Raw genomic sequence first — 15,401 nt, 5'->3', positions numbered from 1 at the left:
CTTTCCCGGCGGCCCCTGGCCCTGCTGGACAGCTTTGCGACCATGCGCCATGATGGCGCGCACAACCGGAGTTGATGATGCGCAAGTTTCTCGTCGTGCTGGATGACAGCCGCGAATGCCTGAACGCGATCCGTTTCGCGGCTCTCAGGGCCGCGCACACCGAGGGCGGCGTGACGATCCTGTCGATCATCCCGCCCGAAGAGTTCCAGCATTGGATCGGCGTGGCCGACCTGATGCGCGAAGAAGCCCGTGAACGGATCGAGGCCCATTTCGAAGTCTTCGCCAAATGGATGCGCGACAAGCACGCGATCCAGCCTGAACTGGTGATCCGCGAAGGCCAGCCCGTGGACGAAATCCTCGCCCAGATCGCGGAAGACCCGCAGATCGGCGTTCTGGTGCTGGGTGCAGGTTCGGACCGCTCGGGCCCCGGCCCGCTGGTCACGCAGCTGTCACGCAGCTCAGGCTCGCTGCCGGTGCCGATCACCATCGTGCCGGGCACGATGGACAAGGAACGCATGGAGTCCATCGCCTGATCTGCGGCTAAGCCGTTGAGTTTCGTCGCAGGCAGCGCGTGTCGAACACCACGATATGCGCAAGATCCGGCCGCGAGCGCGAACTGTACAGCATCGCCTGCGCCCCCGCCGCCCGAGCGGCATCCGACAGCGCCCATGTCGGCGCAGGCTGACCGGCCGCGCGGATGTCCTGCCAGACGACAGACACTGCCGGGTTGCCGCGCGCATCATCCACACGCTCGGCGCGCAGCCACATCGGGATGAGCACCCGCTCAGCCCCGTCACCCAGATACCGCTTGATCGCCACATGCGCCCCCTCGGCACTCAGCGAGGCATAGGCCGCGATCTGTCCGGCATGGTGAAACCGCCCTTCGGGCGCGCGGGCCGCAGCATCAGCGGCCATGCCGCGCGGCAAGAGCCGCCACACCGGACCGTCAAAGGGCAGCATCAGCCCTTACGCCCAGCTCTCGACCGTCAGCCCAGCGGCCATCCCGTCGCCAAACCCGGCCTCGGCACCCAGCGCCGTCACGGGCGCAAGCAGCGCATCGCGCGCGGTCTCGCCCTTCAGGTGCCGGTCCAGAAATGCGGCGGCGAAATGCTGGGCGATGGCGTTCATCCGTACCGAGTCCCAGACCGGATCGGCGTAATGCAGGAACGGCGCCCAGCCGAGTTTCTCGCTATGCGCATGGCTCTCGGCCGGGGCCGGGATCGGCGCACCGGCATTGTGGCCGGCGTTGACGAAGGTCTGAAGCGTGCCGCCCGCGTCCCGGGCGATGCCGCGCATCCCCTCATAGACCGACACGGTATCGACGCTGCCCGCGATCACCAACAGCGGCAAGGCGATGCCGCTCAGCCCTTCGGGTGACCAGACGCCATGCCCGTTGCCCCACGGCCCAAAGGCAATGACCGCGCGCAGATTGGCAGGCGGCAGCGGCAGGTTTCGCGCCAGATGGACGGCGAGCAGCCCGCCCGCCGGGGCTTGCTCATGCGCCTCCATTCCGTCAACCAGCCCGGCCCCGGCGGTCACCAAGGCGCCGTAGCCCCCCATCGAATAGCCGATCACGGCCGCGGTATCAGGCAGCGCCAGCGGATGCCCGGCCAGCGCTCCCAGCAGAAACCGCTGATCCAGCGGCCGGTGATAAAGCGTCGCGCCAAACGGGCCCTGATCCTGATAGGTGCTCAACGGATGATCCGCCGCGGCGACCAGATACCCGCGCGAGGCCAACGCCTCGGCCAGATGGCTCATCAGAAAGCGGTTGCCGGGATAGCCGTGGCTGATCAGCACCAAAGGCCAGCGCGCCTGCGCAGGGTCGGCATCGCGCGCGGCGCTGCCGTGCACGGTGACCGGCGTCTCGCCGTCGCGCAGCAACGTGTCGTAGCTGCCGCCCGGTGCGGTGCCGGGCGCGGCGGGATACCACAGCTCGACGGTCAAAGGGCGTGGGCGAGTCTCGCCGTCCAGATCGACCCGCGCGGGATCGGTCAGCGTCAGGGTCTGCACCCCGACGGGCCATGTGCCATGCCCGGAAAGACAGGGCGAATCGGGGCGGGTGCCGTCAATGCGGTTGGGGGCTGTTTGCGTCATGACGCCATGCTGCCCCCGGTGCAGCCAATGCGCAAGCTTGCCCGGCTGCGGCAATGCGCGTATCAGCGCGCCAGCCCCCAAGAACCCGTGCCCTCAGGAGACTGCGCCATGTCCATGCCCGCCCATGCCCAAGACAACCTGCCCGCCGACGACCGCCTGATCGTGGCGCTGGACGTGCCCAATGTGGTGCAGGGACTCGAGATCGCCGAGCGGATCGGTGATCAGGTCAGTTTCTACAAGATCGGTCTGGGCATGCTGACCGGCGGCGGGCTGGCCCTGGCGAATGAGCTGAAACAGGAACGGGGCAAACGCATCTTCCTGGACATGAAGTTTTTCGACATTCCGGCAACGGTTGAAGCGGCAGTACGCGGTATCGCCCAGTACAATCTCGACTTTCTGACCGTGCATGGCGATCCGATGGTCGTGCAAGCCGCCAAGCAAGGCGCGGCGGGCACGGGACTGAAAATTCTGGGCGTCACGGTGCTGACCTCGATGGACCGCGCCGATCTGGACGGAGCCATGATCAAGCCCGGCGACATCGCCGAGATCGTGACCGAGCGCGCGGCGCGGGCGTTCGAGGCCGGGGCTGACGGCGTGATCGCCAGCCCCTTCGAGGCCGCGATGATCCGCGCGCTGCCCAATGCGGCAGGTCGGCTGATCGTGACGCCGGGGGTACGCCCGGCTGGCAGCGCCTCGAACGATCAGAAACGCATCGCAACGCCGTCAGACGCGGTGCGCAACGGCGCGGATCACATCGTCGTCGGCCGACCGGTCTGGGCGGCAACCGACCCGGTCGCGGCAGCCCGCGCCATCGTGGCGGACCTTGCAAGCCGGTGAGGGGTTTCGCCCTCGGCCGAGACGGCTGACGCCGCCTCGCCCTCACGCGACCCGGCGCGCCGCTGTCGCGGCGCGCAACAAGGGGGTCCTCGGACCCCCCTCTTCGCTTTCAGCGAATTCACCCCCCGAGGATATTTAGGGAGCAAAGAAAGCGCGGTTAACCCTTCGTTAACGCCCCTCTTTGCTCTGCAAATATCCTCCGGGAGGGTCCGGGAGGGTGGAAAACCCTCCCGGTCGGCCTGTGGGGCGCGCGCCGGTAATGCCCTTACTGCGGCCAGGTTTTGGCCACCATGGTCAGCACGTCGTATTGCGCGACCACCGCTCCGTCCTGATTGGTCACCTGACAATCCCAGCGCACCTCGCCGTGTTCGGCGTTTTCGCGGGGGTTGATCTCTTTGCAGGTCAACCGGACGCCGAGCACGTCGCCGGGGTTCACCGGGGTCAGGAAGCGCAGGTTGTCGACGCCGTAATTGGCCAGCACCGGGCCGGGATCGGGCTGCACGAACAGCCCGGCGGCGAAGCTGACGATCAGGTAGCCGTGCGCGACGCGGCCGTCGAAGAACGGGTTGGCGCGGGCGGCGTCTTCGTCCATGTGGGCGTAGAAGGTGTCGCCGGTGAAGGCCGCGAAATGCTCGATGTCCTCAAGCGTGACCTCCCGCGTCGCCGTAACGATCTGGTCGCCGACCTTTAGCGTTTCCAGCGATTTGCGGAACGGGTGGCAGTCGGCGCGGGTTGGAGCGCCCTCGATCCAGCGCCCCGTCACCGCACTGAGCAGCGCGGGCGTGCCCTGCACCGCCGTGCGCTGCATGAAGTGTTTCACGCCGCGGATGCCGCCCATTTCCTCACCGCCACCGGCGCGGCCCGGCCCGCCGTGCACCAGATTGGGCAGCGGCGCGCCGTGGCCGGTCGAGGTTTTCGCGCTGGCGCGATTGCCCAGCAGGATGCGGCCGTGGAACGGGGCCATGCCGAGCACGGCGGCCTCGGCGACCTCGGGTGCATTGGTGAACACCGACGCGGCCAGCGAGCCTTTGCCGCGTTGCGTCAGGGCAATCGCCTCATCGAGGTCGTCATAGGCCATGACGGTGCTGACCGGCCCGAAGGCTTCGACATCATGCGCGGCTTTGGCGCTCAAAGGCTGATCGCAATAGAGCACCACCGGATTGAGGAACGCGCCCTCGTCGGGATCACCCGAGCTGACGCTCACCGCGTCCGGGTCGCCGACGACGATCTCGCCATCGGCCTGCAGATCGCGGATGCGGGCGCGGACTTCGTCGCGCTGCGCGTGGCTGGCCAGCGCGCCCATGCGGGTGGCGGCGTCGCCCGGCAGACCGGCGTTCATCTTGCCCAGCGCCTCGCCCAGCGCCGCGATCACCGCGTCAGCCTGCGCCCGGGGCACCAGAACGCGGCGGATAGCGGTGCATTTCTGGCCCGCCTTGACGGTCATCTCGCGGGTGACTTCCTTGACGAAGAGGTCGAACTCGGGCGTGCCTGCCACGGCATCCGGCCCCAGTACGGAGGCGTTCAGGCTGTCAGCTTCCATCGTGAAGCGCACCGAATTCTCGACGATCGCTTTCGACGTGCGCAGCATCCGCCCGGTCGAGGCCGAGCCAGTAAAGGTCACCACGTCCTGCCCGGTCACATGGTCCAGCAGGTCGCCGGTCGAGCCGCAAATCAGTTGCAGCGCGCCCGTCGGCAGGATGCCGGTCTCGATGATCGCGCGGACCACCAGTTCGGTCAGATAGGCCGTCTGCGAGGCCGGTTTGATGATCGCGGGCATGCCCGCCAGTAGCGTCGGTGCCAGTTTCTCGAGCATCCCCCAGACCGGGAAGTTGAAGGCGTTGATATGCACCGCCACGCCCTGCAGCGGCGTCAGAATGTGCTGGGCGCTGAAGCTGCCGTCCTTGGACAGCCCCTCAACCGAGCCTTCGACCAGCAGCTTGGTATTTGGCAGCTCGCGCCGTCCCTGGCTGGAATAGGAAAACAGCGTGTGAAAGCCGCCCTCGATGTCGACCATGCCGTCGCGCGGCGTGGCCCCGGTGGCCAGCGACAGCGCGTGGAAGGCATCCTTTTGCGCGCTCAGCGCCTTGGCCAGCGCCTTGAGCATCTCGGCGCGCTGGTGGAAACTCATCGCCCGCAGCGCCGCACCGGAGGCACGGCCATAGGCCAGCGCCTCGGCCATGTCGATGCCGCTGGCGTCGATGGTCGCAACCGGCGCGCCGGTGCCCGCATCGCGCAACAGCACGCCGTCGCGGGCCCCGGCTTTCCAGTCACCGCAGATGTAGCTTTTCAGCGCGTAAGGGGTCTGAGCGTTCATCGCGCGTCCTTTCAGAGAGACAGATCGGCCAGCGTGGTGGCAAGGGTCGCCTCCCACTCGGCCAGCATGGCGGCGTTAGGGCGGTGGCGCAGGCCAAGCCGCGACAGCCGCTCGTAACGGGCCGAATTGGTCGCGCCGAAACCGGCGGCAACATGGGGCCGCCAGTAGGCGATCGAGGCTTCGGCGGCGGCGCGCCCCTCTTCGGACTGGACGATCTGCGCCAGCCCCTCGACGCCCAGCTCGGCATGGCGCGTCTCGGTCGGGGCGATGGCGCGGAACACCTCGGCCAGCGGCTGGTACGAGACCTGCGACAGCTCGGCCAACTGCACCTTGGCCGCCAGCCCCTGCAACACGTTCATCACCACGGCGTCGATCCAGCCGGTCAGCGGGTAGTGGAACACCGACAGCCGCATGTCGCCGCCATGGCGCTGCGCGCCCAGATCGGCGTCACGCGCGACGCGCGCAGCCCAAGGGTGGACGTCTTCATACCGCTCGGTATCGACGCCGAATTCCGACATCAGGCGCAACACGCGCTCGGCATGGTCGGCCTTTTCCAGCGTGATCCGCGCGGCGGCGATGCGGCTTTTGATGCCCGGCGCATCGTTGATCGTGTCGGCGAACCCGGCCGAGGCCGCCAGTTCGCTGTCCACAAATGACGCCATCAGGCGCAAAAGCTCGCCGCGATAGCGCGCCGGAACATTCCCCGGCGAGGTCAGCTTGCCGCCATGGGCGAGATAGTCCTCGATGCTCATATCGGTCATGATCGCTCCCCCGGGTTACTGGTCATAGCTCACGACCACGCGGTCGCTTAGTGGGTAGCATTGGCAGGTCAGCACATAGCCTTGCCGGACCTCGTAATCCTCAAGCGCGTGGTTGGTCATCATCTCGACCTCGCCCTCAAGCACCTTGGCGCGGCAGGTCGAGCAGACCCCGGCCTTGCAGGCATAGGGCGCGTCCAGCCGGTTCGACAGCGCCGCGTCGAGCAGGCTCTCCCCGGTCTTGGGCATTCGGAAGGTACGGGTGGTGCCGTCCAGTGTAACGGTCGCCTCGCAAGCCTCGCCGCTGTCGGCAACCGTGCTCACCGCCTTGGTCTTGGCGCGGCCCGGCTGCCCGCTGGCGAACAGCTCGAACTTGATCTGCGTGTCACTCAGTCCGTTGGCCTTGAGGCTGTCGGCGATGGTCAACATCATGGGTTCGGGCCCGCATATGAATGCGGTATCGACACTGGCCGGATCGACCCAATGGGTGAAAAGGGCAGACATTTTCTCGGCGTCGATGCGGCCTGTGAACAGGTCGATTTCCTGACCTTCTGCCTCGAGCACATGCAGCACAGACAGCCGCCCAAGGTAGGAATTCTTCAAATCCTCAAGATCTTCGCGGAACATGATCGAGTTGATCTGCCGGTTTGCATAGACCAGCGTGAAGCGCGATTTGGGTTCGCGCGCCAGCACGGTTTTCAGGATCGACAGCACCGGCGTGATGCCTGACCCGCCGGCAAAACCCAGATAGTGCCGGGGTGTTTCAGCCTGCAAGGCAGTGTGGAAATTGCCCATCGGCGGCATGGCTTCGATCACCGCGCCGGGTGCGAGGTTCTCATTCGCCCAGGTGCTGAACGCGCCGCCATCGACACGCTTGATGCCAACCTTCAGCAGCCCCTCGTCCAGCCCGGCGCAGATCGAATACGAGCGGCGCAGCTCCTCGCCGTCGAACTCGCGGCGAAAGGTCAGGTACTGGCCCTGAATGAAGGCAAAGCGCGCCGCATCCTCGGGGCGCGGGCGCAGGGTGACGACGACGGCGTCGCGGGTGTCCTTGCGGACGTCGGTCACTTCAAGGGGCAGGAAACGGGCCATGTCAGTGCCTCAAATACATTTGAAATAGTCGAAGGGTTCCAGACAGTCGCGGCACTGATACGCCGCTTTGCAGGGGGTCGAGCCGAACTGGCTGATCTTCTCGGTATGGTTTGACCCACAGCGCGGGCAGGCCACCACCAGATTGCCAGCCCCGCCCAGCCGCGCGATGCGCCCGGCCAGCACGCCATCGGCGGCGGTGCCGTCAATGGGCGGCGCGATGCCGTAGTCCTTGAGCGCCTCGCGCGCAGCCGGGTTGATCCAGTCGCTGCTCCAGGGCGGTGACAACTGACGGCTCAGGCGCAGATCGGTGACGCCGTTGTCGCGCAGCTTGTTCTCGATATCGAGATTGATCACCGCCGTCGCCGGGCAGCCCGAATAGGTCGGCGTGACCGTGACCACCAGCGTGTCGCCCTCATAGGCGACGTCGCGGATGACCCCCAGATCGGTGAGCGAGATCACCGGGATTTCCGGGTCCGGCACCTCGCCCAGCCACTGCCAGACCTGTTCGACGGCGGGTTTCATCTTACCACGTGGCGTCAGGATACGAGCGCTGCAGCCACTGCATCGACGTCAGCAGATGACCCAGATGCTCGCTGTGCCGGCCCTGCTTGCCACCCTTGTGGGCAAAGTCGCTCGCCGGGCGCTCCAGCGTCGCCTCGGCCAGCACCGCGTTGACGGTCCGGTCCCAGTCGGAGCGCAGGCTTTCGGGCGCGGGCATGACCCCGGCCTCGCCCAGCCGGGCGTCAACCGCATCGCCGATAAACGCCTCGCCGGTATAGCCCCAGAGCGCGTCCAGCGAGGATTGCATGCGCGCGTGGCTCTCGTCGGTGCCATCGCCCAGCCGGATCACCAGATCGGCGGAGCGCTCGACGTGATAGGCCACTTCCTTGCCCGCCTTCGCCGCGATTTCGGCGATGCGCGGGTTGGTCGAACCTTCCAGCGCCTTCAAGAGCGGCAGGTGATAGGCGTCAAACAGGAACTGGCGCATCAGCGTCCGGCCGAAATCGCCATTCGGGCGCTCGACCAGCAGCAGATTGTGGAACTCCCAGCCGTCGCGCCGAAAGGCCAGCGCATCCGCGTCGCGGCCCCGGCCCTCGACCTCACCGGCCAGCCCCAGCCACAGCTGCGTCTGCCCGATCAGGTCCAGCGCCATATTGGCCAGCGCGATGTCCTCTTCCAGCACCGGCGCCAGCCCGCACCATTCGCTGACCCGGTGTCCCAGAATCAGCGTGGTATCGCCCAGCCGAGTCAGCCCGGTGAAAAGGTCATGCTCGGGCGAGCCCGTCTCCAAGGGCGCGCGCCCCTCGCCGCCCGCCGCCTGCGCCAGTTGTGCGGCGTCGGGGGTCATCACATCGGGAAGCGAGGGCATCACATATGCCCCACTTCATCGGGAATGTCGTAAAACGTCGGGTGACGATACACCTTGTCATTCGCCGGCTCGAACAGCGGACCCTTGTCCGACGGGGCCGAGGCGGTGATCTGCGCCGAGGGCACCACCCAGATGCTGACCCCCTCGTTACGCCGGGTGTAGACATCGCGCGCATGGCGCATCGCCAGTTCGGCGTCGGGGGCATGCAGGCTGCCGACGTGCCGGTGGTTCAGCCCGTGCTGACCCCGGATAAAGACTTCCCATAGCGGCCATTCATTGGACACGACGTAGCCCTTTCATCTTGCTGAAAATACGCTGGGGGGTGAATGGGCCAAGGGCCCAGAGGGGGGCTAGCCCCCCTCCCTGTTACTCTGCCGCGACCTTGGCCGCCACGCGCCGGGCTTCGGCCTTCTTCGCATGCGCCATCAGCCCGTCACGGAACCACGCGCCGTCGCTCCAGGCCTTCTGGCGCGCCGACAGCCGGTCCGTGTTGCACGGCCCGTTGCCCTTGAGCACGTCGTAGAACTCGTTCCAGTCCGGCTCGCTGAAGTCCCAGCCGTCCTTATCATCGTTCCACTTCAGGTTCTCATCGGGCACCGTCAGGCCGAGGTATTTCGCCTGCGGCACGGTCTGATCGACGAATTTCTGCCGCAGTTCGTCATTGGTGTTGATCTTGATCTTCCACGCCATCGACTGCGTGGAATGGACCGAATCCTTGTCGGACGGCCCGAACATCATCAGCGACGGATACCAGAAGCGGTTGAGCGCATCCTGCGCCATCGCCTTCTGCTCAGCCGTGCCCTGCGCCATCTTGGTGATCAGGTCATAGCCCTGCCGCTGGTGAAAGCTCTCTTCCTTGCAGATCCGCACCATGGCGCGGGCATAGGGACCGAACGACGTGCGCTGCAGCGGCACCTGATTCATGATCGCCGCGCCATCGACCAGCCAGCCGACCGCGCCAATATCGGCCCAGGTCAGGGTGGGATAGTTGAAGATCGAGGAATATTTCATCCGGCCCGACAAGAGCTGCTCGGTCAGATCGTCGCGCGTGACGCCCAGCGTCTCGGCGGCGCAGTACAGGTACAGCCCGTGCCCCGCCTCATCCTGCACCTTGGCCAGCAGGATCGCCTTGCGCTCCAGCGTTGGGGCGCGGGTGATCCAGTTGCCCTCGGGCAGCTGACCGACGATCTCGGAATGCGCATGCTGGCCGATCTGGCGGATCAGCGTCTTGCGGTAAGCGTCGGGCATCCAGTCTTTCGGCTCGATACGCTCGCCCGCGTCGATGCGGGCCTGAAACGCGGCCAGCAGCGCGGGATCGTCGTTTGCCGCTTCGGACTTCACCATTTGAGCATACATGACAGTCTCTCCTGTTCAGACCCGTTCAAGGATCAGGGCGATGCCCTGACCGACGCCAACGCACATGGTGCACAGCGCATAGCGCCCGCCACTGCGTTGCAATTGCCACATCGCGGTGCCGACAAGGCGGGCACCGGACATGCCCAGCGGATGCCCCAGCGCGATCGCCCCGCCCAGCGGGTTCACGCGCGGATCATCACCCGCAAGGCCGAGGTCGCGCAGCACGGCAAGGCCCTGCGCGGCGAAGGCTTCGTTCAGTTCGATCACGTCCATCTGCTCAAGGCTCAGCCCCGTCCGCGCCAGCAGTTTGCGCACCGCAGGCACCGGACCGACGCCCATCACGCGCGGCTCGACACCGGCGGCAGCCATGCCGACGACACGGGCGCGCGGGGTCAAGCCGTTGGCCTTGGCGCTGGCTTCCGAGGCCACGACCACCGCCGCCGCCCCGTCGTTCACGCCCGAGGCATTGCCCGCCGTCACGCTCAGCTCGGCGCCATTCACGCCGCGCAGCTTGGCCAGTTGCGCCGCCGTCACGTCGGGGCGCGGGTGTTCGTCGGTGTCGACGATCCTGGGATCGCCCTTGCGCTGCGGGATGAGGACTGCGGCGATCTCATCCGCGAACAGCCCGGCAGCATGGGCCGCCGCCCAGCGTTCCTGACTGCGCAGCGCGAAGGCGTCCTGATCGGCGCGGTTGATGCCCCAGTCGGCTGCGACGTTGTCGGCGGTCTGCGGCATGGAATCCACGCCGAACGCTGCCTTCATCGCCGGGTTGATAAAGCGCCAGCCGATGGTGGTGTCATAGACCGCATTGGCGCGCGAAAAGGCGCTGTCGGCTTTCGGCATCACGAAGGGCGCGCGGCTCATGCTTTCGACGCCACCGGCGATCAGCATGTCGGCATCATCCGCCCGGATCGCCCGCGCCGCCATGCCGATGGCATCCATGCCCGAGCCGCAAAGGCGGTTCACCGTGGTGCCCGGCACGCTGACCGGCAGGCCCGCCAGCAGCACGGCCATGCGCGCCACGTTGCGGTTGTCTTCACCGGCCTGATTGGCGCAGCCATAGATCACGTCATCGACCTGCGACCAGTCGACAGCGGCGTTGCGCGACATCAGGGCTTTGATCGGGGCTGCGGCCAGATCGTCGGCGCGGACCGAGGACAGCGCCCCGCCGTAGCGACCAATCGGTGTGCGCACGGCATCGCAGATAAAGGCCTCAGTCATCGTCCCCTCCCAAATTCGCTGACCGCTCGGTCATTGTATAGACTTTGACGTGTCACAAATCAACGCTCATGTTCAGAAATCTTGTGACATGTCATCCCGCCAGCTGTGCCGCCGGGTAAAGCCCTTGGCCCGGCTCGGAATTCTCAACCGCAAGCCGCGCGGTGAGGTGCGGTGTGCTGACCGGCAAGGGCCCCTGCGCGCCCTCGAACCGCGTGCCGATCTGCGAATCGGCAGCGGGGGACAGCGTGGCATAGAGCCTGTGGAACAAGGCCCGCGCGGCGTGGCCGGGCCAGTCGGCGGGCAGTGCGGCATCGGGCAGGCGCGGGTCGCGCAACAGGGCGTGACGCCAGGCGTGGACCAGCAGCAGACGCGCGGTCAGCGCCGCTGCGCCGTCGTCGGGCGGCACCCCGTCCAGCGGGCCGAACTGCGCCAGCAACGTCGCATAAGCGGCAGAATGCGGGGTCAGATCCCAGGCCTGTGCCGCGAAGTCGGCCAGCAACGCCTCGCCCGCCGCAGGCGCGGCGTCGAACACCAGCACGCCCTTGGGCAGCGTGCCCCGCGCCGGGCCGACAGCCAGTTGCGGACGCAGGCGCGCGAAGCCCTCGCGCTCCAGAAGCGCCATCAGACTGTCCGCGCCGACCTCGGGCAGATGCACGAAACGCCAGCGCCACGGCTCGGGCGGGCCGTAGATCAGGCGCGAGGCCGCCTCGGACTCGGCCTGCAGCCGCTCGCTCAGCCGATAGAAACTGCGCCGTCCGCGCCGCCAGCCCTCAAGCTGACCAGCCGCGACCAGCCGCGACACCGCCGTGCGCACCAGCGTTTCCGAGATGCCGACCAGCGCGCAGGTCTCGATGATCGTGCCGATCCAGATCTCCCCGCCGCGCGGCACCACCGCGTCGCCATACAGCGTCACGATGAACCCCGCCGCGCGCAGCGGCATCGCCTGAACCAGCGCCCCGACCTTGCCCGTGAACCCGTCGCTGTTGCTCATGCTGCCTCCGATCCTGCGCTATCCTGACACGCTGTCACGCTCATGGCGAGGGGGAGGCTCTTGCACATGTTCAGCGTCCGTGGGACGTCATGCGGGGAGGACCACCATGACCGACATATCCAGCCCCAGCAAACCCAGTCTTTTGAACTGGCTTGAAGTCGTTGCCCTCGGGATCATCTGGGGCGGCAGTTTCCTGTCGGTGCGCATCGCGCTGGACGGGATGCAGCCGCTGTGGATCGCCACGGGCCGCATCGCGCTGGCCGCGCTGACCCTTGGGGCGCTGAGCATGGCCATGGGGCTGCGCCTGCCCCCGCTGGCCGAGCGCAAGGTCTGGCTGCATGCGCTGGGTTTTGCGGTGTTTTCCAACGCGCTGCCGTTCACGCTGATCGCCTGGGCACAAACGCATGTGCAATCCAGCTTTGTCGGCATCACGATGGCGCTGGTGCCGCTGTTCACGCTGGTGCTGGCGCATGGGTTCCTGCCCGGTGAACGGCTGACGCTGTCGCGCATGGCAGGTGTGGCGCTGGGTCTGGTCGGGGTGGTCGTGCTGATCGGCGTCGGCGCGCTGGACATGGGCAACAATGCGCTGGACATGGTGGCCCGGATCGCCTGCATCGGCGTGACGCTCAGTTATTCTGTCGGGTCGATCATCACCCGGCGCAGCCCGCGCGTGGACCCGATCGCGTTTTCCACTGCCGCGCTGATTCTGGCCGGGATGATCATGGTTCCGCTGACGTTCGCGGTTGAAGGCGGGTTGCCCCCGATGCCGCCGCTGCGCTCGGCGCTGGCGCTGGTGTATCTGGGTCTGATGCCCACGGCGCTGGCGACGCTGATCATGGTGCATGTGATCCGCTCGGCGGGGCCGACCTTCCTGACCCAGACCAACTATCAGGTGCCGGTCTGGTCCGTGCTGTTCGGCGTTCTGGTCCTGAGCGAACCCCTGCCGCCACAGTTTCTGGCAGCACTGGGGCTGATCCTGACCGGGCTTGCGGTCAGCCGGGTCAGCTGGCGCCGCCGCCGCGCGCCGGTTTAGAGCGCGGCTTCGATTTCGGCGACCAGCCCGGCGACGATGGTATCCAGCAGGCCGGGATCCTCGCACTCGGCCATGACCCGCACCAAAGGCTCGGTGCCCGATTTGCGGATCAGCAGACGGCCACGGCCAACCAGCTGTGCTTCAGCCTCGGCAATGGCTGCGACGACCGAGGCGGCCTCCATCGGTACCTGCCCCGCCGCGTAGCGCACGTTCTGCAGCTTTTGCGGCACCGGCTCGAACTGGCGGGTCAGCGCGCTGGCCGGTTGGCCGGTTTCGGCCATCGCCAGCAGGAATTGCAGCCCGGCGATCAACCCGTCGCCAGTGGTGGCGTAGTCGGTCATCACGATGTGACCCGACTGCTCGCCCCCCAGATTGAGCCCCTGCGCGCGCATCCGCTCGACCACGTAGCGGTCACCGACAGCGGTGCGTTCCAGATGCAGCCCCTGCCCTTGCAAGAAGCGCTCAAGCCCGAGGTTCGACATCACCGTCGCCACCAGAGTGCCCGCGTTGAGCCGCCCGTCCGCCCCCCAGCGCGCGGCCAGCAGCGCCATGAGCTGATCGCCATCGGCCACCTGACCGTGTTCGTCGATCAGAATGACCCGGTCGGCGTCGCCATCCAGACAAATGCCCAGATCCGCGCCATGCGCCACCACGGTTTCCGCTGCGGTCTTGGGCGCGGTCGAGCCGACGCCCTGATTGATGTTGGTGCCATTGGGCGTGACGCCCAGCGGGATTACCTCGGCCCCCAATTCCCACAGCACCTCGGGCGCAGCCTTGTAGGCCGCGCCATTGGCGCAATCGATCACCACCTTGAGACCGCCAAGCCGCGCCCCGCGCGGCAGCGTCGTCTTGGCGTATTCGACATAGCGCCCCAGACCATCGTCAATGCGCCGCGCCCGGCCGATTTCCAGCGGTGCGGCGAGCTGCGCCTCGGCGGCAAGGATCGCTTCGATCTCGGATTCCGCCTCGTCCGACAGTTTGAACCCATCAGGGCCAAAGAACTTGATGCCGTTATCGGTGGCCGGGTTGTGACTGGCCGAGATCATGATCCCCAGATCCGCCCGCATCGAGCGGGTCAGGAACCCTACCGCTGGCGTCGGCACCGGCCCCAGCAGCAGCACATTCATGCCCGTCGAGGTCAGCCCGGCGGTCAGCGCGTTTTCCAGCATGTAGCACGACAGGCGCGTGTCCTTGCCGATCACGACGCGGTGGCCGTTCTTGCCGTCCTGACGGAAATAGCGACCGGCGGCGGCCCCCAGTTTCAGCGCCAGCTCGGCGGTCATCGGCCATGAATTGGCCTGTCCGCGCACGCCATCGGTGCCAAAAAGTTTCCGGCTCATTTCCCGTCCTCCGCCGTCGTCAGCGCGCGCCAGAGCGCCAGCGCCTGTACCGTCTCCGCGACATCATGCACACGGATGATCTGCGCCCCCTGCGCGGCGGCGGCCAAAGCCACGGCAAGCGAGCCGGGCATGCGCGCCGAGGCTTTCTGAACGCCCGAAATGGCGCCAATGAAGCCCTTGCGCGACGCTCCCAGCAGGATCGGCGCGCCCAGAGAGTGCAGCAGGGCGAGGCCCTGCAATAGAGTCAAATTATGCTGTACTGTCTTGCCAAAACCGATGCCGGGGTCGGTGATGATACGCTCGGGATGAATGCCTTTCGACACCGCGTAATCCATGCGGCGGGCCAGATAGTCGTAAACCTCATGCAGCACATCGCCATAGCGCGGATCGCTCTGCATGGTCTGCGGCGTGCCCTGCGCGTGCATCAGACAGATCGGCGCGCCGGCCTCGGCGGTGACACGGGCCAGATCGGGATCCCATGTCAGCGCCGACACGTCATTGACGATGTCCGCCCCGGCCTGCAGCGCCGCCTCGGCCACGGCGGCCTTGCGTGTGTCAATCGAGATCGGCGTCGTGATCCCGGCAGCGCGGATGGCGGCGATCACCGGGGCGGTGCGCGCGATCTCATCAACCAGCGGCACCACCGAAGCACCGGGGCGCGTACTTTCGCCGCCGATGTCCAGAATATCGGCCCCGGCATCCACCAGCGCGCGCGTCCGCGCCAGCGCGCTGTGCAGCGTGTCCGCCGTGCCGCCGTCGCTGAAGCTGTCGGGGGTCACATTGACGATGCCCATGACCAGAGGGCGGTCGGTGGGCAATGAGGGCAGAATAACCCGCGGCGCCATGATCCGGGCGCGGCAGACAGGGTTTTGTGCGGCACTCTCGTCGCGCCACCAGACATGGGCACTTCCGGCAACCGGCAGCGCATTCTTGGGACGCGGGATATCGGTACGCGGGCTTACTCGGAACGGGATGAAGGCTGTCATGACACTTGGT

16 protein-coding genes are annotated in these 15,401 nt (G+C 67.0%); 3 read left to right on the top strand and 13 right to left on the bottom strand.

Translation table 11 applies throughout. The annotated features are described in order from the left end of the window. Nucleotides 1-77: 77 nt before the first annotated feature. On the top strand, nt 78-533 hold the full coding sequence (locus tag EAE28_RS08775; protein WP_127105477.1) for a universal stress protein: 456 nt from the start codon (nt 78-80) through the stop codon (nt 531-533). Between the two features lie 7 nt (nt 534-540). Here EAE28_RS08775 and EAE28_RS08770 read toward each other — a convergent pair whose 3' ends face one another. Beyond that, nucleotides 541-960: an RES domain-containing protein gene (locus EAE28_RS08770; RefSeq protein WP_127105476.1), complete on the bottom strand. Its 420-nt coding sequence runs from the start codon at nt 958-960 to the stop codon at nt 541-543. Nucleotides 961-966: 6 nt separating this feature from the next. Continuing rightward, complete coding sequence (locus EAE28_RS08765) at nt 967-2,094, bottom strand: alpha/beta hydrolase family protein (protein WP_127105475.1); 1,128 nt, start codon at nt 2,092-2,094, stop codon at nt 967-969. A gap of 108 nt (nt 2,095-2,202) precedes the next feature. On the opposite strand from EAE28_RS08765, the gene pyrF reads away from it, so the two are divergent. Beyond that, nucleotides 2,203-2,931, top strand: coding sequence for an orotidine-5'-phosphate decarboxylase (gene pyrF / locus EAE28_RS08760; RefSeq protein ID WP_246022316.1), 729 nt, complete (start codon nt 2,203-2,205; stop codon nt 2,929-2,931). A gap of 265 nt (nt 2,932-3,196) precedes the next feature. On the opposite strand, the gene paaZ is transcribed toward pyrF, so the two are convergent. From paaZ to EAE28_RS08715, 9 genes are all read right to left on the bottom strand, one after another. Continuing rightward, nucleotides 3,197-5,245, bottom strand: coding sequence for a phenylacetic acid degradation bifunctional protein PaaZ (paaZ, locus tag EAE28_RS08755; RefSeq protein ID WP_127105474.1), 2,049 nt, complete (start codon nt 5,243-5,245; stop codon nt 3,197-3,199). Between the two features lie 11 nt (nt 5,246-5,256). Then, nucleotides 5,257-6,006 carry a Phenylacetic acid catabolic protein gene (locus EAE28_RS08750; RefSeq protein WP_127105473.1) on the bottom strand — a complete coding sequence of 250 codons (750 nt, stop codon included), beginning with the start codon at nt 6,004-6,006 and terminating at the stop codon, nt 5,257-5,259. Between the two features lie 15 nt (nt 6,007-6,021). Then, nucleotides 6,022-7,095, bottom strand: coding sequence for a 1,2-phenylacetyl-CoA epoxidase subunit PaaE (paaE, locus tag EAE28_RS08745; protein WP_127105472.1), 1,074 nt, complete (start codon nt 7,093-7,095; stop codon nt 6,022-6,024). A 9-nt stretch (nt 7,096-7,104) separates the two neighbouring features. After that, nucleotides 7,105-7,617, bottom strand: a complete 513-nt coding sequence (gene paaD, locus EAE28_RS08740; RefSeq protein ID WP_127105471.1) for a 1,2-phenylacetyl-CoA epoxidase subunit PaaD — start codon at nt 7,615-7,617, stop codon at nt 7,105-7,107. Between the two features lies 1 nt (nt 7,618). Then, nucleotides 7,619-8,464 (bottom strand): 1,2-phenylacetyl-CoA epoxidase subunit PaaC, encoded by an 846-nt coding sequence (gene paaC / locus EAE28_RS08735; RefSeq protein WP_127105470.1) that lies wholly within the window; start codon nt 8,462-8,464, stop codon nt 7,619-7,621. After that, nucleotides 8,464-8,748 (bottom strand): 1,2-phenylacetyl-CoA epoxidase subunit PaaB, encoded by a 285-nt coding sequence (gene paaB, locus EAE28_RS08730; RefSeq protein ID WP_127105469.1) that lies wholly within the window; start codon nt 8,746-8,748, stop codon nt 8,464-8,466. Before paaB ends, paaC begins: the two co-directional genes overlap by 1 nt. Before the next feature lie 82 nt (nt 8,749-8,830). Then, the gene (gene paaA, locus EAE28_RS08725) at nt 8,831-9,820 is read right to left on the bottom strand and encodes a 1,2-phenylacetyl-CoA epoxidase subunit PaaA (RefSeq protein ID WP_127105468.1); all 990 of its coding nucleotides are present in this window, start codon (nt 9,818-9,820) and stop codon (nt 8,831-8,833) included. 15 nt (nt 9,821-9,835) lie between these two features. Further along, complete coding sequence (pcaF, locus tag EAE28_RS08720) at nt 9,836-11,041, bottom strand: 3-oxoadipyl-CoA thiolase (RefSeq protein WP_127105467.1); 1,206 nt, start codon at nt 11,039-11,041, stop codon at nt 9,836-9,838. Between the two features lie 91 nt (nt 11,042-11,132). Next, the gene (locus EAE28_RS08715) at nt 11,133-12,032 is read right to left on the bottom strand and encodes a PaaX family transcriptional regulator C-terminal domain-containing protein (RefSeq protein ID WP_127105466.1); all 900 of its coding nucleotides are present in this window, start codon (nt 12,030-12,032) and stop codon (nt 11,133-11,135) included. Between the two features lie 106 nt (nt 12,033-12,138). Between EAE28_RS08715 and EAE28_RS08710 the strand changes: the two genes are divergently transcribed. Next, nucleotides 12,139-13,065, top strand: a complete 927-nt coding sequence (locus tag EAE28_RS08710; protein ID WP_127105465.1) for a DMT family transporter — start codon at nt 12,139-12,141, stop codon at nt 13,063-13,065. On the opposite strand, the gene glmM is transcribed toward EAE28_RS08710, so the two are convergent. Together glmM and folP are read right to left on the bottom strand one after the other, a co-directional pair. Beyond that, nucleotides 13,062-14,405: a phosphoglucosamine mutase gene (glmM, locus tag EAE28_RS08705; protein ID WP_127105464.1), complete on the bottom strand. Its 1,344-nt coding sequence runs from the start codon at nt 14,403-14,405 to the stop codon at nt 13,062-13,064. The two genes, EAE28_RS08710 and glmM, sit on opposite strands and share 4 nt — an antisense overlap. Beyond that, nucleotides 14,402-15,391 (bottom strand): dihydropteroate synthase, encoded by a 990-nt coding sequence (gene folP / locus EAE28_RS08700; RefSeq protein ID WP_127105463.1) that lies wholly within the window; start codon nt 15,389-15,391, stop codon nt 14,402-14,404. The genes glmM and folP overlap by 4 nt, the downstream gene beginning before the upstream one ends. Nucleotides 15,392-15,401: the final 10 nt, after the last annotated feature.

The sequence above is a fragment of the Pararhodobacter zhoushanensis genome, from assembly GCF_003990445.1.
GTDB classification, from domain to species: Bacteria; Pseudomonadota; Alphaproteobacteria; order Rhodobacterales; family Rhodobacteraceae; genus Pararhodobacter; species Pararhodobacter zhoushanensis.
This window is presented reverse-complemented; position numbering and strand designations above follow the sequence as displayed.